Below are 21,446 nucleotides of genomic sequence, written 5' to 3'. Positions count from 1 at the left end.
CAAGCCGGAAACAACCATCCGGCTTCGCTTCGGGCTCTGACCCCTCTGTACCCGGCAAGCCCTTCCATCTCCGCGGCACTGCGCGATTCTTCGCGACACAGCCCATGCCGGAGCGCAACTTCCATCCGTCGCGCCAGCGGACAGGCTTGTCCCGTGACGAGGGAACGCCCCCCGCAAGGAGCCCGCCGATCAGGGCGTCATTCGATCGAGCTGCCGATACCCGATGGCTTCGGCCAGCTGCGAAGGCCCGATTGCCTCGAGGCCTTCGAGGTCGGCCAGGGTGCGCGCCACGCGGATGATCCGCTGGTGGGCGCGGGCCGACAGGCCCAGGCGTTCGGCGGCGCGTTCGAGCATCGTCTCGCAGGCCTCGGTCAGCGGCGCGTGCTCGCGCAGCGCGGCCGCGCTCAGGCGGGCGTTGATCGCGCCGCGTTCGGCCTGGCGTGTCCGGGCCGCGGCCACACGATCGGCCACCGCGGCGCTGGGCTCGCCGACCGGGTGTTCGGACAGCCGCTGGCGCGGGACGTCCACGTGCAGGTCGATGCGGTCCAGCAGCGGGCCGGAGACCCGCGACTGGTACCGCGAAACCTGGTCCGGTGTGCATCGGCAGCGGCCCGAGGGGTCGCCTGCATAGCCGCAGGGGCAGGGGTTCATCGCGGCCACCAGCTGCACGTCGGCCGGGAACTCGGCCTGGTGGGCGGCGCGGGAAATCACGATGCGACCGGACTCCAGCGGTTCGCGCAGCACGTCGAGCACGCGTCGATCGAACTCCGGCAGTTCGTCGAGGAACAGCACGCCGTGGTGGGCCCGCGAGACTTCGCCGGGCCGCGGGCGGGCGCCGCCGCCGACCAGCGCAACACCGCTGGCGGTGTGGTGCGGGGCCCGGAACGGCCGAATCCGCCAGCGCTTCGGATCCAGCGGCTCGCCGCAGACCGAGGCGATCGCCGCGGCCTCCAGCGCGGCGTCCTCGTCCAGCGGCGGCAGGATGCCGGGCAGGCGCGAGGCCAGCAGGGTCTTGCCGGTGCCCGGCGGCCCGATCAGCAGCAGGTTGTGGCCGCCGGCCGCGGCCACCTCCAGCGCGCGGCGCGCCCGGGCCTGGCCGCGGACATCGGCCAGGTCGGGTCCGGGTTCGGCGATCATCGTGTCGACCGGGCGCGGCCGGGCCAGCTCGGCCCGGCCCCGCAACGCCGCGGCCACTTCGGTCAGGTGGCCGGCCAGCCGGCAGTCGGCGTTGCGCACCAGGCCGGCTTCGGCGCCGTTGTCGGCCGGCAGCACCAGCGTCCGGCCGGCCTCGCGGGCGCGGATCAACGCCGGCAGCGTACCGACCACCGGCCGGAGCTCGCCGCCCAGCGCCAGCTCGCCGAGAAACTCGAACGCCTCCAGCGCGCTGGTCCGGACCTGGCCCGAGGCGACCAGCACGCCGAGTGCGATCGGCAGGTCGAAGCGGCCGCCGTCCTTGGGCAGGTCGGCCGGCGCCAGCGACACCGTGACGCGGCGGGCCGGCGGCTGGAACCCCGAGTTGGAGATCGCCGCGCGCACCCGGTCGCGCGACTCGCGCACAGCGGTTTCGGGCAGGCCGACGATGTTGAAGGCCGGCAGTCCGCCGGCCAGGTGCACTTCGACCCGGACGGCCGGTGCGGTGACGCCCAGCTGGGCGCGCGTATGGACAACGGCAAGCGACATCGACGGACGTCCTCGAGAAGGAAGCGGTCGATTGTCGGGCGCAGCGAGGCGCTCGCGCGTCGGAAGATTGCGGAAATCCTTGTAGGAAATCGACCCGGTATGCCCCGGGACGGCGATTCCCGGGTGCGATTCAGCCGTCGAGCGCGTCCAGCCGCTGCTGCAGCTGCTCCAGTTTCTCGCGCGAGCGTTCCAGCACCCGCTTCTGGATCTCGAACTCCTCGCGCGTGACCAGGTCCATGCGGGCCAGCTGGGCTTCCAGCACCGGCCGCAGCCGCTCGCGCAGGTCGTCGCGGGCCGCGCCCAGTTCGTCGGGCAGGGCGTCGACCAGCCGGCGGGTGAGGTCGTCGAGGGTCTTCAGGTCGGGTCGGGCCACGGCAGCGGTTTCCGGAGCGGAGAGGCCGCCTAGTGTATCGAAGCGCGTCGATCTGGCGTGCGCGGCCCCGACTTGCCGTAGCCAGGTACAAACGCCCGAAATCCGATCCCAGGAGCCCAATGACACATCGATCCTCCCCGCACCCTCGCCTGCTCGCCACGCTCGTTCCCTTCTCCGCCCTGCTGCCGCTGGTGCTGCTCCCGGCCCCGGCCGTCCCGGGCGACGCTGGCGAGCGCGGTGCGCCCGTCATTACCGTCGGTCCCGGCATCGACTGCGCCGAGTCCAGCCTGGTCACGGCCATCAACACCGCGCCGTCGGGCGCCGAGATCCGCCTCGAGAACGTGACGTTTTCCGGGGTCAATGTCGGCATCGTCGGCAAGGACCTCACCGTCATCGGCGGTTTCGAAACCTGCAGTTCGGCTTCGCCGGACTTCTCCTCGACGCTCGATGGGGCCGGCAACGGCGGTAACACCGTCGTCGACGTGTTTTCCGGCACCTCCTCGACCTTTACCGTGCGGCTGGAGAACCTGAACATCGAAAACGGCGCCGAAACGAGTCCGTTCGAGCGCGGCGGTGGTCTGCATGTCGAGGATGGCAACAACGTGGAGCTGGTCGACGTGACGTTCCGCAACAACACTTCAGCCACCGACGGCGGGGCGATCCAGCTGCGCGACGCCGGCTCGTCGGTCACGATGTCCGGCGATTCGCTGATCACCGGCAACGAGGCCCCCGACGGTGGCGGGATTGCATGCATCGGCACCGGCGGACCGGCGCTGCTGCTCATCGATCGCGCGTCGATCTTCCAGAACACGGCCGCCCGGGGCGGCGGTGTGTTCGCCGACGGCTGCACCGTCGAAACCCGGGCCGGTGGGTTCCTGCAGGGAATCTTCGCCAACGAGGCCACCACCTCCGGGGGCGGCATCGCCGCACTCGGCAACAGCTTCGTCCAGGTGCTCGGCATGCCCGGCCCGGGATCGAACCCCGAGTCCGCGGCGCTGATCGTGGACAACACCGCAGACAGTCGCGGCGGCGGCATCTGGGCGCTGGAAAGCTCGGACGTCGAAGTCGTCGACGGCATCGTTGCCGGCAACATCGCCGATCGAGGCGGCGGCGTGGACGTATCGACCGGCGCCAGCTTCGTCATGCGCCGCGGCGACGGCAACGACTGCGGGGGCGCCGGCCAGTCGGGCAGCGGGACCGCCCCGTGTCCCCGTCTGCGCGACAACCGCGCGCGGTTGGTCGGCGGCGGATTCGCGGTCGCCGACGGCACCGTCGACATTGCCCAGAGCTTCCTGTCGGGCAACACGGCCGACCTGAATGGCTCGGTCGGCGAAGTCAGCTCCGGAACGGCCACCATCAGCGCCTCGGTGCTGTTCGCGAACCCCGGCAATCAGCTCATCCGCCAGTTCGCCGGGAGTACGCTGACGGTGCGTTGGAGCACGTTTGCCGACAATCTGCCGGACGCCGGCGCGCCGCCGCTGATCGAAGTCCGGGGCGCCACTTCCACGCCGGCCACGACTCGCTTGTGGTCGAACGTCGCCTGGAATCCCGGTCGGCCGGTCTACGGGGTCGACAGCGCGAGCGGCTCGCTCGACGATGTGCAGGCCGACTGCCTGCTCGCCCATGAACTGACCAGCCTGCCGGCGGCCACCCGCAGCAGCGTGGCCGATCCGCGCTTCGTCGACGCCTCGTCGAACGACTACCACCTGGCGATCGACTCGCCGGCGATCGACTTCTGTGACGATGCGGTCAGCACCCCGGCCTTCGCCGATATGGATGATCAGGCGCGCGGTGTGGATGTCGTCCCTGGCGGGCTCAGCTTCGATGTCGGCGCCGACGAGAGCCTCGGCACCGTGTTCCGGGACGGCTTCGAAAGCGGCTGATGACAACGCCGATGCTTCGGTAGGCTCGTGTGCCCCGCCACTCACTGTGTGACGTATGGAATGCGCCTGAATCGACAGTGCAAGGCGCGGCCCGCAGTGAAGGGCCAGCCCTTGACGAGGGACGCAAGGCCGCGATGTCGGTTCAGGCGCGCTCCTTGGAAGGGCGAGCCGGGGCGCCTTCATCCGCGGCGTTCCGTCGCCTGGAAAGGCCGCTGCCATTCCCCGCGGGACAGGCCTTGCAGCCAAACGCTCTCCGACTCGCTATAAGTTACACAATGAGTGGCGGGGTACACTAGCCGGATCGAATCACCGGAGATGCGACCGTGAAACTGATCACCGCGATCATCAAGCCGTTCAAGCTCGACGACGTGCGCGACGCGCTCGGTGAAGCCGGCGTCACCGGCATGACCGTCAGCGAGGTCAAGGGCTTCGGTCGCCAGAAGGGCCACACCGAGCTCTACCGGGGCGCCGAGTACGTCGTCGACTTCCTGCCCAAGCTGAAACTCGAAATCGCCGTGTCCGACGACCAGGTCGAGCGCGTCGTCGAACTCATCCAGGAAACCGCGTCGTCGGGCCGCATCGGCGACGGGAAGATCTTCGTGACGAGCATCGAGCGGGTGGTGAGGATAAGAACCGGCGAAGAAAACGACCAGGCCTTGTAGTGCTCGGGCCGCGTCTCGCCGCCGCTGCCGGCGCTTGCTCGCGGCTCGACCCCCTCACGCACTCGAACGTGCGCTCCGGGGTTTTCCCCGCTCGTCATCACCGGCAGCGACGGCGATCCATCGGCCTTCTCCCCTTGGCGTCATTCCGGGGCGCCGGAGGCGAACCCGGAATCTCGGGAACCGTGGCGGTGTCTCGCCGCCGGACCGAAGGCGATGCTTGTGGGAGCGAGCTTGCTCGCGAAGGCTGGCCGGGCCCCTTTTTCCGGCACAGCCGGTCCCGGTCCCGGTCCCGGTCCCGGTCCCGGCTCAGTCGACGATCGCCCGCTCCGGCATCGCGGTTTCCGGCCGCGGCGCGTTTCCGACGCGGGCGAAGATCGCGCAGGCTGCGAACAGCGTGACGGCGCTGACCCACAGCACGCCGGCGTAGCCGCCGGCCTCGAAGATCGGACCGAAGCCCGCCGCCGCCAGGCTGGCGCCGAGGTTGCCGCCGGCCATGTACAGGCCGAACTGGGTGGCCGAAACGGTCGGGTCGCACAGGCGCATGGCCAGCGCCGCGAAGCCGACCAGGATCATCACGTACAGGCAGTTCAGGGCCATGATGTAGCTGATCATCACCGTCTCGCTCGACCACGAGGCGACCAGCAGCGCACCGACGGCCGACACCGCGCCCATCAGCGCCGTGGCCGTCATCAGCCCGGCGCGGGTGCCGAAGCGTTCGATCAGCACGCCGAACAGCACGATCGCTGCGATGCCCGATACGAGGCTGCCCAGGCCGGACATCGACGAATAGCGCGCGGTGTCCCAGCCGGTCTCGCTGGCCGAGATCAACGGCGCCAGGGCCAGGTAGAAGCCCCAGCAGGAGCCGGCCAGCACGATCCCGAGCAGGGCCATCAGGCTGCGCCCCTGCAGCAGCGTGCGGAAGGTGCGGCGAAGGATCTCCAGCCAGGCGCCGGCCTGCCGGGCCCGGCTGGCCGCCGCGGCTTCGCCCGCCGACCACGGGAACATTCGCTCGCCGACGCGTTCACGCAGCACGATCATCATCGCCACGGCCAGGCCGATGAACACGGCCACGGCAAGCAGGGCCGCATCGGCATTCCCGGCTCGCGCGATCAGCCAGCCGGAGCCGGCCCCGCCGGCCGCGATGCCGACCGACTGCGCCCCGAACATCAACCCGTTGGCGGTCGCACGCTCGCCGTCGCGAAGCAGGTCGACGGCCATGCCGTCGACGGCCACGTCCTGCACCGTGGTGGCCAGCATCACAATGAACCCGATCGCGGCCAGCAGCTGGACGTCGGTCGCGGCCGGCTCGAGCGCCATGGCGACCAACAGGCCCAGCACCATGACCAGCTGGGCACCGATCAGCCAGGGTCGCCGCCGGCCCATCGGCAGGAAGGTGTAGCGATCCATGAAGAAGCCGTGCATGAACTTCAGCGTCCAGGGCAGGCTTGCCGCGCTGACGTACAGGCCCACCTCCACGGCACTCGCGCCCCCGCCGACCAGCCACGCCGGTAGCGCGAGCAGCAACAAGCCGTACGGCACGCCCTGGGCGAGGTAGAGCATGAACAGGACCGCGAAGCGAAGGCGGCGGTGGTCGGCGATCGCGGGAAGGGTAGGGGTCATCGAAAGTGCGCTCCTGCGTCTTGCGTTCGACGCGGCCGAATCGGTCGACCCACCATAGCTCTCGCCCACCAGTCGCCCGACCGAACTTCGGTCCGCTTCGCTGGATGCAATCGATCGGAAAATCAGCTTGATTCGCTGGGCGACCGCGATCGGCGGAGTGAGGGAGGTTTCCGAGCCACCTTCCTCCCCGCTGACCGAAGGCGATGCTTGTGGGAGCGAGCTTGCTCGCGAAGGCCGGGCGGGCCACCCTTCGCCCGCAAGCGGCCTCCAACAGGCCTTCGGATCTGGCGCAGCGGTTGATTCGACTGTCGAAGGGCGCATCCGCACCGACCAACGAACCGACGAACCAAACGACGAATCCACCCTTCGCCCGGCAAAGCCGGCCTCCCACAGGCCTTCGGTCCGGCGCAGGCGGTGGGTTCCGACTGTGGGAGGGCAGATGTCCGCGCGAAGCGGACGGGGGGTTACGGCATGGTGTCCCGGGCCAGTTCCTCGAGCGCGTCGCGAATCACCGGCCAGGCGCTCGTGCGCGGGTCGACCAGTTCGAAGTGGCCGGCCTCGGGCACCACCCGACGCCGGACCGGCGCACCGGCGCTGCGCGCGGCGTCGTAGTAGGTATCGGCCGGTTCGCTCCAGGTCGTATCGCGCCCGCCGTTGACGAGGATCTGCGGCACGTCCAGCGGCACGAGCCGGGCCGGCGAGGCCAGCGTGTAGCGCTCGGGGTGCAGGTCCGGACTGCCGCCGATCAGTCGGGTCGCGGCATCGCCGCAGGTCCGGCGATCCGACAGGCCGACCAGGTCGGCGGCTGCGGCCAGTGCGATCACGCCGTCGATCGGCAGCGGGTCCGGCGACCGGAACGGGCTGTCGGCCGGCTGCCGATCGCGCGCGGCCAGCCACAGCGCCAGCTGGCCGCCGGCGGAGTGACCGAGCGCGATCACCCGCTCGAGGTCCAGCGGTCGGGTCTCGGCCAGCCGGCGCAGGTAGTCGGTGCCCTCGGCCACGTCGAACAGCGTGTTCGGCCAGCCGCCGCCCGGTTCGCCGATGCGCCGGAAGCCGACCGTCCAGACCGCGAAGCCGAGCTCGCGGATCGCGTCGGCCAGGCCGGCCATGTAGCCCTGGTCGTAGTCGGCCAGCCAGCAACCTCCGTGGAGCACCACGACGACCGGAAACGGGCCGTCGCCGTCGGGCATCCGCAGCTCGCCGAACTGGCGGGCATAGGGCCCCCAGGTGATGACCTCGTCGGGCGCGGGCTGGGGGTCGAGGTAGGCTTCGGCGGCCGACTTCGGGTCGGGCGGGCCGGATGGGGCTGTGGCGCAGGCGCTCAGCAGCGCAGCGGCCAGGGCGAGGACGACAGACCGGAGCATCATGCCCGGATTATGCCTCGGGCCGCCACCGGCTACAGCCAGCCCTGGTCGCGGGCGATCCGGTAGGCCTCGATCCGGTTCTCGGCGGCGAGCTTGCCGATGGCCTCGGACAGGTAGTTGCGCACGGTGCCGTCGGCCAGGTGCAGTCGCTTGCCGATCTCGGCGTTGCTCAGGCCTTCACCGGCCAGCCGCAGCACCTGGCGCTCGCGCTCGGTCAGCGGGTCCTTGCTGTCGAACGCGGTCAATGCCAGTTCGGGGTCGATGACCCGTTCGCCGGCGTGGATGCGTCGCAGCGCGTCGGCCAGCGGTTCGACCGGGGTTTCCTTCAGCAGGTAGCCGCGCACGCCGGCATCGAGCGCGCGCCGCAGGTAGCCGGGTCGGGCGAAGGTGGTCAGGATCACCACCCGGATCTCCGGATGCGCTTCGCGGACCCACTCGGCCAGCTCCAGCCCGGTGCTGCCGGGCATTTCGATGTCGGTCACGAGCAGATCGGGGCGATGCGTCTCGATGGCCTGGCGGGCCTGGTCGCCGTTCGCGGCGCGAGCCACCACCTCCAGATCGTCCTCGAGATCGAGCAGCGAGCCCAGTGCGCCGAGCAGCAGCGCCTGGTCCTCGGCCAGCAGCAGTCGGATCATGACGGGGTCTCCGGAATCCAGGCGCGCAGGCCGCCGGTGGCCAGCTCCAGTTCACCGCCCAGGGATTCGATCCTCGCCCGCATGCCGGCCACGCCGGCGCCGTCGGGGCGGATCCGGCCGTCGCCGTCGTCGCGGATGTCCAGCAGGAAGCCCGGGCGATCATCGTCGGCGGTCAGCCGGATCGTGCAGCGGCGGGCGTCGGCATGGCGCAGGATATTGGTCACCGCCTCGCGCACCACCAGCGCCAGCATGGCCTGGGTGCGCGTCGGCAGCCGGTCGGCCGGGTCGGCGTCCAGGTCGAGCTCGACGTCGGCCGCGCGCAGGCTCAGGCGGACCTGTTCCAGTGCCTCCACCAGGCCCTCCCGGCGCACGTCCTGGATCGCTTCGCGGACGTCGGCCAGCGCCCGGCGGGCGGTGGCGCCGAGCGAGGCCAGCTCCTCGCGCGCGCGCTCCGGATCGCGCTCGACCAGCTTCTCGGCCAGCTCGCTCTTGACCGCGATCAGCGACAGCGTGTGGCCGAGCACGTCGTGCAGGTCGCGCGCGATCCGCTCGCGCTCGGCCACCCGGGCCAGCCGGCGGACCTCGGCCTGGGTCAGCCGCAGCTCGGCATTCTTGCGCTGCTGCTCACCGAAGAAGATGTTGGCCGCGCCGATGACCAGGCTGATGAACACGCCCGGCAGCCAGTAGGACAGCCTGGGCTGGGCCCACGGCGTGGTTGCGGCCGCCAGCGCGGCGATTCCGACCACGATCCAGATCGTCCGACGAGGCCGTCCGACCATGTGCGCGAAGCTGGCCGCGTAGATGAACAGCACGCTGCTGCCGGAGTTGAACGGCGCCCAGGCGATAGCCAACGCGACGATGGCCGCGAGATGGGCGAACGCGGCCGCGCCGCGCCGCCGGAACGCGCTGAAGTACAGCCCGAGAAACGCCGCGATCGTCAGTACGCCCAGGCCCGCTTCCAGCGCGCCGACCGGCCGGAAGAACCATTCGACGCCAAAGAACGCCAGGTAGACCAGCCACAGGTAGGCCGTCCAGCCCTGGCCCGATTCCGGCGGCACCAGCAGGCGGTGTACGCGCTGGATCGCGGCAGTGCTCACTCGAACCGGGCCTCGATGATCGTCGACTCGAACGCGCCCGTCGGCTCGGCGACGAACACGCCGACGGCCTGGAACGCGGCCAGGTCCAGCCCGGTCAGCCCGGCCAGGTCGATCTCGATGGCCGCGGCCGGCTCCACGTCGAGCCAGATCGGCTGCGGATTGCCGCCGGAGAAGAACATCACGCGCAGCAGTTCGGCGTCGCTTTCGACGTCGAGGGTCAGCGTCGACCAGCCGCGCCGGTCGACCGGCTGCATGATGCTGGCACCGGCGCTCCACATGGCGCCAGCATACGGAAACGCGAAGCCCTCGCGCAGGGTTCCGGTCACGCGCAGCGCGCCGTCCATCGGTTCGATCGCGGCCTCGGACGCACCGCCCATGAAGTCGTCGGCCGAGGCCATCCAGGACGACGGATCGGCCAGCAGGTCGACCGCCGCGGCCGGCTCGTCGGCCGGCGGGGTGTCCGACGGCGGTGCGGCATCGATGCCCAGTGCGACTTCGGCCCCGTTCTTCCAGACCCCCACGATGTCCAGCAGCGCGGTCGGGTCGCTCGATGGGTCGCCGGCGACCAGCACCAGGTCGGCTCGGCAGCCCGGCCGCAGGCAGCCGCGCGGGCCGATCGGAAAGACGGCGGCCGGGGCCGAGGTCGCCGCGCGCAGCGCCTCGAGCGGGCTCAGGCCGGCCTCGTGCAGCCGGATTACCGCATCGATCAGGCTGAGGCCGTGCGCCGTTCCGGGGTTCGGGGCGTCACTACCGGCCAGCAGCCGGACGCCGGCGGCCTGCAGGGTCGGAATCGAAGCCGCCACGCCGGACCATTGCGCGCTGCGCTGGGCGGCATTCGGGAAGACCGCGCCGAGGCTGCGGCGCTGTTCGGACGACAGTCGGGCCCGTGCGTCGTCGAACCCCGCCAGGCGTTCCATGCCGGCCTGGCCCAGCGCCGAGGCCAGCACCGGCAGGGTCGGCACGATGAACAGGCCGCGCTCGGCCCAGTCCTCGGCGGTGGCCGGATCGACCGCTTCGTCGATGAACAGGTGGACCAGGCCGTCGACGCCGGCGGCCACCGCCAGGTCGGCTTCGGCCCGGGTCGAGACATGGGCCACGGCCAGTACGTCGCGGCGGTGCGCGGCTTCGACCAGCGCGGACACGGTTGCAGCGTCCAGCGAAGGTGTCCTGCCGCCCCAGGCACGGCCGCCCTCGATGACGATCTTGATCCAGTCCGAGCCTTCGGCCAGCCGGGCGTCGACCCAGGCCTGCGCCCGGTCGGGCCCGGCGGGAAGCGGGACGTCGATGCCGTACTGCGTGCCGTGCCCGCCCTCGGCGGTAGCCAGGTAGCCGGCCGAGAACAGATCGGCGCGGCCGGTCGGCTCGGTCGATGCCCGCGCGAGGTGCTGTTCCTCGAAGTCTTCGGGCGCGCGGAACATGTCGAGCAGCGTGGTCACGCCGAAGCGCAGCGCGTCGGACTGTGCGGTGCCGAAGCTGTGGACGTGGGCGTCGATCAGGCCCGGCAGCGCGGTCCTGCCGCTGCCGTCGATGACGGTGGTGCCGTCGGGGATCGGCGTGGTCATCATCCGGCCGGCGGCGACAACCCGACCCGCGTCGACCACGACCGCGGCGTTCTCGATGACGCGAGTCCCGTCGAACAGGCGGACATTGGTGATCGCGAAGCGGCCGGGCGGCGCGGGGTCGGGCACCGGGCCCGCATCGGCATCCCCGGCGGCCGACGATTCGGTCGGCGTGTCGACCGGCGATTCGGGCAGCGACCCGGTCGGCTTCGGGAGCACGAGCAGCACGCCGATCAGCAGCGCGATCACGATCAGTACGATCCGGAGATTCTTCATGGTAGGGCCTCCTTCAGCCACGGGTGCCGTCGAGCCGCTTCCAGCCCAGCGCGGTCAGAATGGCGAACGCGAATGTGAACACCGCCAGATGGATCAGCGACGGCGCCCAGTCGGCCGGCTTCGCGCCGGTCACGTCCAGCGCCAGCGCCGCCAGGTGGTACGGCGGCAGCCACTCTGCAATGCCCTGGAGGAATTTCGGGAACTGCATGGTGGGGATCCACAGGCCGGACAGGAAGCCCAGCGGCAGATAGATCAGGTTCAGCACGGCCGGTGCGGCGTTCGGCTTCAGCCACAGCCCCAGCGCCAGGCCCATCAGGCAGAACGGCAGACTGCCGAGCACCAGCACGGCGGCCAGCGCCAGCCACTGTCCGGTTGCCAGCCGCACCCCGCCGAACACAGCCGCCATCGTGCTCATCACGACGGCGATGATCAGCGCGAACAGCAGCGCGCCGAACGCCTTGCCCGCGATCACCGCCCCGACCGGTGCCGGCGAAGCGCGCAGCAGCATCAGCCAGCCCTGGGCGCGCTCGGTGGCAATGCCGACGCCGAACGAGAACAGCGCCGCGCCCATCACGCCGAAGGTCGCGAAGGTGCACAGCAGCCAGAGCGCCTGGCCGGGGATCATCAGCAGTCCGAAGAAGCCGTAGAACATGATCGGAAACAGCAGCGTCGGCAGGGTGTAGGACGGCGTGCGTGCCAGGTTCAGCCACTGGGCCTGGATGAGGTGCAGCGATGCGTTGACGGCGGTCATGCGGCGTCCTTGATCGAGGTGGGTTCGGTTTCGGTCAGGCTGAGGAAGGCGGTCTCGAGATCGGCGCCGATCACTTCCAGCCTCGAGGCGTCGGGGTCTGCGACCAGCAAGGCACGCACGCTGTCGGCACCGTTCGACGACAACAACGCCCATCCGCCTTCGATCCGTTCGGCATGCTGAACGGCCGGCAGGGCCCGAACGGCCGCTTCGTCCAGTGAGGAGCGGACCCGGATGCGGTCCTGCGGGACGCGCCGGCGAATCTCGTCCGGCGTGCCCTGGTGCATCACCTGGCCGTGGTTCATCACCACGACATGGTCCGCCAGCCGCTGCGCTTCGTCCATGTAGTGGGTACACAGCAGGATCGATGCGCCGGCATCGCGGCGGACCTGGACGGCCTGCCACAGACGGCGGCGGGCGGCCGGATCGAGGCCGGTGGTCGGCTCGTCGAGGATCAGCCAGTCGGGTTGGCCAACGGCCGCGAGCGCGAACAGGGCTCGCTGCTGCTGACCGCCGGACAGGTGGCCGAAACGGCGATTCTCGAGGCCCACCAGACCGGCTTCTTCGATCAAGTCATCCCGGTCGACGGGGTTCGGGTAGAAGCTGCCGAACAGTGCGAGCAGTTCGGCTACGGTCAGGTTGTCCTGCACGCCGGACGCTTGCAGCATGGTGCCGATCCGGGATCGGCAGGTGCGTGCATTCGGAGCCTGTTCGCCGAACAATCGGATCGTTCCGGACTGCACGGGTTTCAGGCCCAGCAGCAGGTGGATCAGCGTCGACTTGCCCGCACCGTTGGGGCCGAGCAGGGCGGTGACCTGACCGGCCTCCAGCCGGAGATCGACCTCGTCGAGCGCCTGGACGTCGGCGTAGCGGTGGGACACGCCGGTGAGTTCGGCAACGGGGGGGATCATGGCGGGCTCCTTGGCTCGTGCGGTGATCGTGTCGGAGCCCAGTCTCGCCGTCGGCATGGTTTCCGGCCAGTGAGCCGGCTCAGCGATTCGAGGTGACGAATGTCATTTCCGCTGCGGCCGGCGTATGCTTGGACCGTCATCCTTGCCATTGGAAAATGCCATGCCCCATGCCCTGCGCCTCGTCGTGCCGTTCGTTGTCCTGGTGCTGACCGGCTGCGCCGGCCTCGGCGTCGGCCGCGAGCCGCCGTCGGTGTTCCTGCAGTCGTTCCGGGCGGTGCCCGATCCGGCCGGTGCGGCCGGTCTGCCGGCCTTCGAGATCGAGCTGCGGGTCATCAACCCCAACCCCGAGCCGCTTCGGCTGCACGGTGCGGTGTACTCGGTGCGGCTCGACGGGCGCAAGCTGATCGAGGGTGTGGCCAACGATCTGCCCGCCATCGACGGTTACGGCGAAGGCCGGATCACGCTGAGCGCCGCGGTCGACGTGCTGGGCGGCGTCCGCCTGCTGGCCGACCTGATGAACCAGCCGCGCGATCGCTTCGAATACAGCCTCGATGCCCGGCTCGACCCGGTCGGGTTCTCCCGCGACATCCGGATTTCCGAGACCGGCCAGATCGACCTGCAGCCGCGCTGAAGCGGCGTGACCTTCGGCCCTTGCAAACGAGCCCTGTCGTTCGCTAGCGTGACGGTCCTGCTCAACGGAGACGCTGCATGAACACCCTGCTTGTCGCGATCGGATGGTGCCTGCTGTTCGTCGTCGCCTGGCCGCTGGCCCTGCTGGTGCTGGTTCTGTGGCCCCTGGTCTGGCTGTTGTCGCTGCCGTTGCGCGCGCTCGGCATCGCGGTCGATGCGGTGTTCGCGCTGATGAAGGCGGTGCTGTTGCTGCCGGCCCGCCTGCTGGGCTATCGCCCGCCGCCGGCCAGCGCCTGAGTCGCGGTCCCGCTCCCGGAGCCGAATCGGCCGAGGCCCTCGATCGAAGGCCGTGGGAGGCCGCTTGCGGGCGAAGGGTGGCCTGGCCGGTTCGCGCCGGAACCCGCCGTCGCACCGTGGAAACGCCCCGAGCGCGCTCTCCACACCTCCCTCGTCCCGGGCGGCCGAAGGCGAACCCGGAACCTGTTCCACACCTCCGTCGTCCCGGGCGGCCGAAGGCGAACCCGGGACCTGTTCCACACCTCCGTCGTCCCGGGGCGCCGAAGGCGAACCCGGGACCTGTTCTACACCTCCGTCGTCCCGGGGCGCCGAAGGCGAACCCGGGACCTCGTGACGAAATCGCCCCTCGAACCGAAGCGCCGGCACCGGGAGGTTCCGGGCTCGCCTGCTCGGCGCCCCGGAGCCTGTTCCACACCTCCGTCGTCCCGGGGCGCCGAAGGCGAACCCGGGACCTCGTGACGAAATCGCCCATCGAACCGAAGCGCCGACATCGGTAGGTTCCTGGCTCGCCTGCTCGGCGCCCCGGGACCTGTTCCACACCTCCGTCGTCCCGGGGCGCCGAAGGCGAACCCGGGACCTCGTGACGAAATCGCCCATCGAACCGGAGCGCCGGCACAGGGAGCTTCCGGGTCCGCCTGCTCGGCGCCCCGGAACCTGTTCCACACCTCCGTCGTCCCGGGGCGCCGAAGGCGAACCCGGGACCTCGTGACGAAATCGCCCATCGAACCGAAGCGCCGGCACCGGGAGGTTCCGGGTCCGCCTGCTCGGCGCCCCGGAGCCTGTTCTACACCTCCGTCGTCCCGGGGCGCCGAAGGCGAACCCGGGACCTGTTCTACACCTCCGTCGTCCCGGGGCGCCGAAGGCGAACCCGGGACCTCGTGACGAAATCGCCCATCGAACCGGAGCGCCGGCACCGGGAGGTTCCGGGCTCGCCTGCTCGGCGCCCCGGAGCCTGTCCCACACCTCCGTCGTCCCGGGGCGCCGAAGGCGAACCCGGGACCTCGTGACGAAATCGCCCATCGAACCGGAGCGCCGGCACCGGGAGGTTCCGGGTCCGCCTGCTCGGCGCCCCGGAACCTGTTCCACACCCCCGTCGTCCCGGGGCGCCAAAGGCGAACCCGGGACCTCGTGACGAAATCGCCCATCGAACCGGAGCGCCGGCACCGGGAGCTTCCGGGTCCGCCTGCTCGGCGCCCCGGAACCTGTTCCACACCTCCGTCGTCCCGGGGCGCCGAAGGCGAACCCGGGACTTCGTGACGAAATCGCCCATCGAACCGAAGCGCCGGCACCGGGAGGTTCCGGGCTCGCCTGCTCGGCGCCCCGGAACGACGGAAAGATCTTCGCGCGGAGATCCGCCCTTGTATGATTCTTCTCGCAGGTCGAGGACCGGCCTGTCGCGCTGGAGGGTGGCCGGCCAATTCGCGCGCAAGCGCCCTCCGACCGTCGAATCGATCGCAGCGCCCGGGCGTTGACGGGGTTCAAGGGGGGCGGGCATAATTTCATTTTTGCGAATATTGTCTGTTCGTCGCCGTCCGTTGGGGTGAGATCAGGCACACCAAGGGGCGCCCCGCTGAGCGACGGATCCGAGGCCATCGATGAGCGCGTGCTGCGAGCGATGGTCGATCGCTCGACCGTTTCGTTCTGGGTCATCGACGAAAACGAACGGATCCGCTACGTCAATCGAGCCGGTGCCGAGTTGACCGGCTACGCCGTGGACGAGCTGCTCGGCGCGCCGTTTTCGATGCTGATGCCCACCGAACTGGCCGGAAACCACGCCCGCTGGGTCGGCACCTACGCCAAGCGCGGCGGACCATCGGGCATCCTGGGCCAGGTTCGCGAGTTCCAGCTCCGTCATCGCGACGGTGAGCTGATCGACATCGAACTCAAGGCCTTTCCGTTGGACGCCACCGAGAACGGCCGCAAGCTGTTCGGTGGACTGATCAGCGACAACCGCGACCGCAAGGCCCTCGAAGCAAAGCTTCGGGCCCGCGCCGCCCACGACCCGCTGACCGGCTGCCTGAACCGCGGCGGCTTCTTTCCGCTGGCGCGGCGTGCGCTGGCCTACGCGGCCACCCACGATCAGCCGCTGGGCCTGTTGCTGATGGATGTCGATCATTTCAAGCGCGTCAACGACCGCCATGGCCACCAGGTCGGCGACGAGGTGTTGAAGTGGCTCGTCGAGCTCATTGCCGGCGCCTTGCGCGACGAGGACCTGCTCGGCCGATACGGCGGCGAAGAGTTCGTCGTGCTGCTGCCGGACACCGAAGCCGTCCGGGTGGCCGAGGTGGCCGATCGCGTGCGCCGGGCGATCGCCGGGCACGCCCTGTCGATCGGCAGGATCGAGGTGCCGATCACGGTCAGCGTGGGCTGTGCCACGCTGCGGCCCGACGACAACATCGATACGCTGCTCTCGCGAGCCGACGACAAGCTCTATCTTGCCAAGAAGGCCGGTCGCAACTGCGTGGTCGATGAGCGCGGCACTGCGGTCCCGCGGGAGGCCTGACCGCGGCCGTTGCGGGGCCCCGCCGCGAGGGTCAGCCGACGCCGCTGAGCACCGCCTGCGCCAGCCGTTCGGCCGCGGGCGGGTGCTGGCGCAGGAACAGTTCCGGCTCGATCAGTTCGAGCTCCATGACCTGCGGCCCGTCGGGGGCGTCGACCAGGTCGACGCGGGCATAGGCGATCTCCCGGCCGGTTCGGCGGGCGGCGCAGGAAATGGCCCGCTCGGCCAGCGCACACTCCGCTGCGGTCGGCGCATGCGGGTGGACCGTCCCGCCGTGGTCGTCCTGGACCCGGAACTCGCCTTCCGCGGCGATCTTGCGGACCGCGTGGGTCGCCTGGCCGTCGATCACGACCAGCGACACCTCGCCGCTGTCGACAATCGCCGGCGCGAAGGGCTGGATCAGCATGTCTTCTGCAGCCACCCGGGCCTGCCAGAGCGCTTCGCGCGCCGCGGCGTCGGCCCGCGCGATCCGGTAGGTCTCGCGTCCGGCCCCGGACACCGCTGGCTTGATCACCACTTCGTTCCAGCCGGCCGCTTCCATCCGCCCGGCCAGCGAGCCGTCGCCGTCGCCGCGCTCGACGACCCTCGTCGGCACGGCTGCAACGCCGGCCTCGGCCAGGTCCACCAGGTACCGCTTGTCGGCGTTCCAGCGAATCACCTCGACCGGATTGACGACGTGCACTGCGCCGTCGATCCGGTCCAGCCAGGCGCGGAATTCCGCGAATCGCTCGAAATAGTCCCAGGTCTGGCGAATCAGCAGCGCATCGAAGCGTGTCCAGTCGATGCCGGGGTCCGACCAGGCGACCCGCTCGGGCCGCGCGCCCAGGGCCTCGAAGGCGCGTTCGAGCAGGCCGTCCTCGGTCAGGATGTTGGTGACGTAGGCGGTGCGTTCGACCGGGTCGACCCAGCGGTCGTCGTTGACCAGCGCGATGCGGGGCATGGCGGGTCTACCAGCTGCCGGTGTTCGGCATCGAGGCCCAGGGCTCGGCCGGCGGCCGGTCCGGGCCTGCCTGCAGCAGCTCGATCGAGTGGCCGTCCGGCGAGCGCACGAAGGCCATGTGGCCATCGCGCGGCGGCCGGTTGATCGTCACGCCGGCGTCCATCAGCCGCTGGCAGGTCGCGTAGATGTCGTCGACCCGGAACGCCAGGTGGCCGAAGTTGCGGCCGCCGTCCAGGTCTTCGGGGTCCCAGTTCCAGGTCAGCTCGATCATCGGCGCCTTGTCGTCCCGGGCTCGCTCGACATCCTCGGGCGCGGCCAGGAAGATCAGCGTGAACCGGCCGGCCTCGCTGTCCCTGCGCATCACCTCGACCAGGCCGAGCTGCTTGCAGAAGAACTTCAGCGAAGCCTCGGGGTCGCTGATCCGGAGCATGGTGTGCAGGTACTGCATCGGGCAGAGCTCGTCGCTGGCTTGGCGCGTATTGTGCGCCAGTCTGGCCGGAGGCGGGGCCGAGGCAGTATGCTCGTGGCATGGACCTGGATCTCGCCACGACGCACCGACTGGGGGTGGCCATCGCGCTGGGCCTGCTGGTCGGCATCGAGCGCGGCTGGCGCGGACGCGACGAACCGGCCGGCGGCCGCACCGCCGGGCTGCGCACCTTCGGCCTGATCGGTCTGCTCGGTGGCGTGACCGGGCTGCTGGCCGAGGCGTTCGGTGCCGCAGTTCCGGCCGCATTGCTGATCGGTCTGGCCTTCATCGGCCTGGCCGGGCTGGCCGCCACGGTCTATGCCCGTATGCACCAGCCGGACGGCGACCAGAGCATGACCACCGAAGTGGCGCTTCTGGCCACCTTCCTGCTGGCGGTGCTGGCCGGGGTGGGCCGGCTCGAGCTGGCGGTGGCCGGCACCGTGGTCATGGTCCTGCTGCTCAGCTACAAGGAACTGCTGCACGGCTGGCTGACCAAGCTGCAGTACCCGGAACTGACCGCCGGTTTCCAGCTGCTGCTGATGTCGCTGGTGCTGCTGCCGCTGCTGCCCAACCGCGGCTTCGGGCCGTGGGACGCGCTCAACCCCTACGTGATCTGGTGGATGGTGGTGCTGATCGCGGTGCTGTCGTTCATCGGCTACTTCGCCGTGCGCATTGCCGGGGCGCGGGCCGGCACGCTGTTCACCGCGCTGTTCGGCGGCCTGGCCTCGTCGACCGCGGTCACCCTGACCTTCGCCCGCCTGGCCCGCCGGCGCAGCGGCCACGAGCGCCTGCTGGCCGGCGGCATCCTGCTGGCCTGCGGCACGATGTTTCCGCGCATGCTGATCGTCGCCTCCCTGATCCACCGCGCACTGTTCGAACACCTGGTCGGGCCGACCCTGCTGATGGCGGCGATCACCTACGCCAGCGCGGTCTGGCTGCTGCGCGATCGCAAGACCTCGGTGCGCTCCGAGGAGCTGTTGCCGCGCAACCCGCTGGAATTGTCGTCGGCGTTCGCCTTCGGTGCCCTGCTGGCGCTGATCCTGCTGCTCGGCAAGGCGTTGACCGAGTGGTTCGGCGATGCCGGGGTCTATCTGCTGGCGGCCGCCTCGGGCGTGGCCGACGTCGATGCCATCACGCTGTCGCTGTCGCGGCTCAGTCGGGACAGCCTGGCGCTGGACGTCGCGGTGCTCGGCATCGTCATCGCCGCCTCGGTCAATTCGCTGGTCAAGGCGGGCATGGCGATGACCGTCGGCGGCGTCGCGCTGGGCCGCCGGGTGGCGATACCGCTGGCCTCGGCGGCGGCGGCCGGTCTGCTGCTGGCGCTGCTGCTTGCGTGACGCGGGTTCGAGCGCGAATCGATGTCGAGGCGAAGACCCGATTGACGTCCGGCCGACGGCGATCCGCGATTCTTCGCGCATGAAGCTGCGAACGTTGATTGTCCTGCTCGCGCTGGCCCTTTCTCCGGCCCGGGCCGGAACGACGGCCTGGGCCGACCTGGTCGAGCGCGCCGAGGCGCTGCCGCGCCTGCACGCCCTGCTGATCGTGGTCGACGGAGAGCCGGTCGTTGAACACGTCCGCCGCGGTCCGGGGCTGGACCGCCCGGCGCCGATCAAGTCCTTGTCCAAGACCGTGCTGTCGGCGGTCGCCGGGGTGGCGATCGAGCAGGGGCGGCTGCCGCCGGTGGACACGCCGCTGGTCGAGCTCCTGGGGGCACCGCCGTCCGGCGCCGATCCGGCCGTGGCCGACATCACCCTGGGCCACGCGCTGTCGCTGCGGACCGGCCTTCGAGCTACCTCGGGCCGCTATTACGGCGCCTGGGTCCAGAGCGAGAACTGGGTCGATCACATCCTGACCCGGCCGATGCGCGACCGGCCCGGCGGCGAGATGATCTATTCCACCGGCGCCACCCACCTGGTCGCCGCCGCGCTGGCCGCAACCGGTGAGGCCAGCGTGCTCGAGCTCACCCGGCGCTGGCTGGCCGAGCCGCTGGACATCGTCGTGCCGGACTGGATGACCGACCCGCAGGGCATCCACTTCGGCGGCAACCAGATGGCGCTGTCGCCGCGCGCCCTGGCCCGGATCGGCGAGACCTACCGCAACGGCGGCCGGTACCGCGGCGTGCAGCTGATTCCGGACGACTGGATCCGGGCCAGCTGGACCGCCTACGGCACCTCGCCGTGGAGCGGTGATGACTACGGCTACGGCTGGTTCCTCACCGAGCTGGCCGGCGAGCGTGCCTACTACGGCCGCGGCTACGGCGGCCAGGCGCTGATCGTCGTGCCCGCGGTCGCGCTGACCCTGGTCATGACCTCCGACCCGAACCCGCCCTCGCAAGGCGGATACTTCGATGCGATCAAGCGATTCGCCGCCGAGGCCGTGAAGCGCGCACGTTGAGCCTCCGAAGAAACCGCGTTCGTTTGTCCCGCCACTCGTTGTGAACCGTACAGCGGGCCGGAGCGCATTCCACTGCAGCGTTCTGTCGCCTGGAAAGGACACTGCCGTTCCCTGCGAGACAGGCCTTGCAGCCAAACGCTTTCCGACTCGCTGTACGGTTCACAATGAGTGGCGGGGTACGCTAGGATGTTCTGGCGTTGTTCAACAGGGAGGACAGCACGATGAAAGCACGCTGGACCATTGCCGCATTGCTGTGCGCCTCGGCCGTCTGCGCCGAATCCACGGGCTGGGAAGTCACCGCGGACCGGGCCTGCATTCCCGATGTCCGCCCGGCGGTCGACGGCATCGACCTCGACGGCGCGGTCTTCGACGCCGTGACGGACGGTGAACTCACGCTGGCCGTCGACGCGAACGGCGACGGACAGGGCGATCGACTCATGCGCCTGCGACCCGAGAATCCGGCGCGGATCGACCGGCTGCGCGAGGCGGTCGCCGAAGCGACCCGGTTCGATCTCTTCAATTGGGGCTCGGCGGCGAAGACGATTCGACTGACCGATGGTTTGACCCGCCGTGCGACCTGGCTGGTCGTGCGCACGCCGAACTGTCCGCTGCCGGCCGACTGGGTCGAAGGGCGCGACCTGCTGATGCTCGAATCGCTGACCTGGATCCGCACCCCCGACGGGCCGCGATGGACCGTCGACGACCCGCCCGAACCGGCCGGAATGGCGGACGCGCTCTCGCGCTACGATCTCGTGCCGCCCTCCGAGTGCCAGGCCGGCGGTCCCGGCGCGCTGTCCTGCGGCCTGGCCGTCGGCCAGGGGGCATGCTACGCGGCGTGCACCGGCACCGATCGGTACGCCTGCTGCACGCCGGTGGCCTGCGGCTGCGAAACGATCGCGACCAGCGACTGACCGGCCCGACCGATTCGCGCGGGAATCCGTCTTCCCACCGTCGAAACGAGCCGAGCGCGCCCTCCACACCTCCGTCGTCCCGAGCGCGCTCTCCACTCCTCCGCCGTCCCGGGGCGCCGAAGGCGAACCCGGGACCCGTTCTACACCTCCGTCGTCCCGGGGCGCCGAAGGCGAACCCGGGACCTCGTGACGAAATCGCCCGTCGAACCGGAGCGCCGGCCTCGGGAGCTTCCGGGTCCGCCTGCTCGGCGCCCCGGAGCCTGTTCTACACCCCCGTCGTCCCGGGGCGCCGAAGGCGAACCCGGGACCCGTTCTACACCTCCGTCGTCCCGGGGCGCCGAAGGCGAACCCGGGACCTCGTGACGAAATCGCCCATCGAACCGGAGCGCCGGCATCGGGAGCTTCCGGGTCCGCCTGCTCGGCGCCCCGGAACCTGTTCCACACCTCCGTCGTCCCGGGGCGCCGAAGGCGAACCCGGGACCTGTTCTACACCTCCGTCG

Annotated in this window: 19 protein-coding genes; 8 read left to right on the top strand and 11 right to left on the bottom strand. The window is 70.5% G+C overall.

Translation table 11 applies throughout. The features are described 5' to 3' along the window. Positions 1 to 189: 189 nt before the first annotated feature. Both HFP89_RS13250 and HFP89_RS13245 read right to left on the bottom strand, forming a co-directional pair. Entirely contained in the window at positions 190 to 1,680 is a 1,491-nt protein-coding gene (locus tag HFP89_RS13250; protein WP_168718149.1) for a YifB family Mg chelatase-like AAA ATPase, read from the bottom strand. Positions 1,681 to 1,810: 130 nt separating this feature from the next. After that, positions 1,811 to 2,053, bottom strand: coding sequence for an accessory factor UbiK family protein (locus tag HFP89_RS13245; protein WP_168718148.1), 243 nt, complete (start codon positions 2,051 to 2,053; stop codon positions 1,811 to 1,813). A 119-nt stretch (positions 2,054 to 2,172) separates the two neighbouring features. On the opposite strand from HFP89_RS13245, the gene HFP89_RS13240 reads away from it, so the two are divergent. Continuing rightward, complete coding sequence (locus tag HFP89_RS13240) at positions 2,173 to 3,936, top strand: hypothetical protein (RefSeq protein ID WP_168718147.1); 1,764 nt, start codon at positions 2,173 to 2,175, stop codon at positions 3,934 to 3,936. Between the two features lie 323 nt (positions 3,937 to 4,259). Further along, on the top strand, positions 4,260 to 4,598 hold the full coding sequence (locus HFP89_RS13235; RefSeq protein WP_168718146.1) for a P-II family nitrogen regulator: 339 nt from the start codon (positions 4,260 to 4,262) through the stop codon (positions 4,596 to 4,598). Between the two features lie 306 nt (positions 4,599 to 4,904). On the opposite strand, the gene HFP89_RS13230 is transcribed toward HFP89_RS13235, so the two are convergent. The 7 genes from HFP89_RS13230 to HFP89_RS13200 all read right to left on the bottom strand — a co-directional run bounded on the left by HFP89_RS13230 (position 4,905) and on the right by HFP89_RS13200 (position 12,808). Further along, positions 4,905 to 6,218 carry an MFS transporter gene (locus tag HFP89_RS13230; RefSeq protein ID WP_168718145.1) on the bottom strand — a complete coding sequence of 438 codons (1,314 nt, stop codon included), beginning with the start codon at positions 6,216 to 6,218 and terminating at the stop codon, positions 4,905 to 4,907. Between the two features lie 464 nt (positions 6,219 to 6,682). After that, positions 6,683 to 7,585, bottom strand: coding sequence for an alpha/beta hydrolase (locus HFP89_RS13225; RefSeq protein ID WP_168718144.1), 903 nt, complete (start codon positions 7,583 to 7,585; stop codon positions 6,683 to 6,685). Between the two features lie 29 nt (positions 7,586 to 7,614). Continuing rightward, positions 7,615 to 8,217 carry a response regulator transcription factor gene (locus HFP89_RS13220; RefSeq protein ID WP_168718143.1) on the bottom strand — a complete coding sequence of 201 codons (603 nt, stop codon included), beginning with the start codon at positions 8,215 to 8,217 and terminating at the stop codon, positions 7,615 to 7,617. Next, positions 8,214 to 9,314 carry a sensor histidine kinase gene (locus tag HFP89_RS13215; RefSeq protein WP_168718142.1) on the bottom strand — a complete coding sequence of 367 codons (1,101 nt, stop codon included), beginning with the start codon at positions 9,312 to 9,314 and terminating at the stop codon, positions 8,214 to 8,216. The genes HFP89_RS13220 and HFP89_RS13215 overlap by 4 nt, the downstream gene beginning before the upstream one ends. Continuing rightward, positions 9,311 to 11,149 carry an amidohydrolase family protein gene (locus HFP89_RS13210; RefSeq protein WP_168718141.1) on the bottom strand — a complete coding sequence of 613 codons (1,839 nt, stop codon included), beginning with the start codon at positions 11,147 to 11,149 and terminating at the stop codon, positions 9,311 to 9,313. The genes HFP89_RS13215 and HFP89_RS13210 overlap by 4 nt, the downstream gene beginning before the upstream one ends. A 13-nt stretch (positions 11,150 to 11,162) precedes the next feature. Further along, the gene (locus tag HFP89_RS13205) at positions 11,163 to 11,900 is read right to left on the bottom strand and encodes an ABC transporter permease (RefSeq protein ID WP_168718140.1); all 738 of its coding nucleotides are present in this window, start codon (positions 11,898 to 11,900) and stop codon (positions 11,163 to 11,165) included. After that, positions 11,897 to 12,808 (bottom strand): ABC transporter ATP-binding protein, encoded by a 912-nt coding sequence (locus HFP89_RS13200; RefSeq protein WP_168718139.1) that lies wholly within the window; start codon positions 12,806 to 12,808, stop codon positions 11,897 to 11,899. The genes HFP89_RS13205 and HFP89_RS13200 overlap by 4 nt, the downstream gene beginning before the upstream one ends. 160 nt (positions 12,809 to 12,968) lie before the next feature. Here HFP89_RS13200 and HFP89_RS13195 point away from each other — a divergent pair, with 160 nt between their 5' ends. The 3 genes from HFP89_RS13195 to HFP89_RS13185 all read left to right on the top strand — a co-directional run bounded on the left by HFP89_RS13195 (position 12,969) and on the right by HFP89_RS13185 (position 16,238). Then, positions 12,969 to 13,439 (top strand): LEA type 2 family protein, encoded by a 471-nt coding sequence (locus tag HFP89_RS13195; protein WP_168718138.1) that lies wholly within the window; start codon positions 12,969 to 12,971, stop codon positions 13,437 to 13,439. A 77-nt stretch (positions 13,440 to 13,516) separates the two neighbouring features. Continuing rightward, the gene (locus HFP89_RS13190) at positions 13,517 to 13,735 is read left to right on the top strand and encodes a hypothetical protein (protein WP_168718137.1); all 219 of its coding nucleotides are present in this window, start codon (positions 13,517 to 13,519) and stop codon (positions 13,733 to 13,735) included. A gap of 1,603 nt (positions 13,736 to 15,338) precedes the next feature. Then, entirely contained in the window at positions 15,339 to 16,238 is a 900-nt protein-coding gene (locus tag HFP89_RS13185) for a sensor domain-containing diguanylate cyclase (protein ID WP_168718136.1), read from the top strand. 31 nt (positions 16,239 to 16,269) lie between these two features. Here the strand turns inward: HFP89_RS13185 and HFP89_RS13180 are convergent, their stop codons facing one another. Together HFP89_RS13180 and HFP89_RS13175 are read right to left on the bottom strand one after the other, a co-directional pair. Further along, the gene (locus HFP89_RS13180) at positions 16,270 to 17,175 is read right to left on the bottom strand and encodes a hypothetical protein (RefSeq protein ID WP_168718135.1); all 906 of its coding nucleotides are present in this window, start codon (positions 17,173 to 17,175) and stop codon (positions 16,270 to 16,272) included. 7 nt (positions 17,176 to 17,182) lie between these two features. Further along, positions 17,183 to 17,623, bottom strand: coding sequence for a VOC family protein (locus HFP89_RS13175; protein WP_168718134.1), 441 nt, complete (start codon positions 17,621 to 17,623; stop codon positions 17,183 to 17,185). Between the two features lie 80 nt (positions 17,624 to 17,703). Between HFP89_RS13175 and HFP89_RS13170 the strand changes: the two genes are divergently transcribed. The 3 genes from HFP89_RS13170 (at position 17,704) to HFP89_RS13160 (ending at position 20,946) form a co-directional block, all read left to right on the top strand. Further along, positions 17,704 to 18,978 carry an MgtC/SapB family protein gene (locus tag HFP89_RS13170; protein ID WP_168718133.1) on the top strand — a complete coding sequence of 425 codons (1,275 nt, stop codon included), beginning with the start codon at positions 17,704 to 17,706 and terminating at the stop codon, positions 18,976 to 18,978. A gap of 79 nt (positions 18,979 to 19,057) precedes the next feature. Further along, a complete protein-coding gene (locus tag HFP89_RS13165; protein ID WP_168718132.1) occupies positions 19,058 to 20,035 on the top strand; it encodes a serine hydrolase in 978 nt (325 codons plus the stop codon). A gap of 221 nt (positions 20,036 to 20,256) precedes the next feature. Beyond that, positions 20,257 to 20,946, top strand: coding sequence for a hypothetical protein (locus HFP89_RS13160; RefSeq protein WP_168718131.1), 690 nt, complete (start codon positions 20,257 to 20,259; stop codon positions 20,944 to 20,946). Positions 20,947 to 21,446 lie beyond the last annotated feature (500 nt).

It is taken from the genome of Wenzhouxiangella sp. XN79A, from assembly GCF_012272825.1.
Taxonomy (GTDB): Bacteria; Pseudomonadota; Gammaproteobacteria; order Xanthomonadales; family Wenzhouxiangellaceae.
This window is presented reverse-complemented; position numbering and strand designations above follow the sequence as displayed.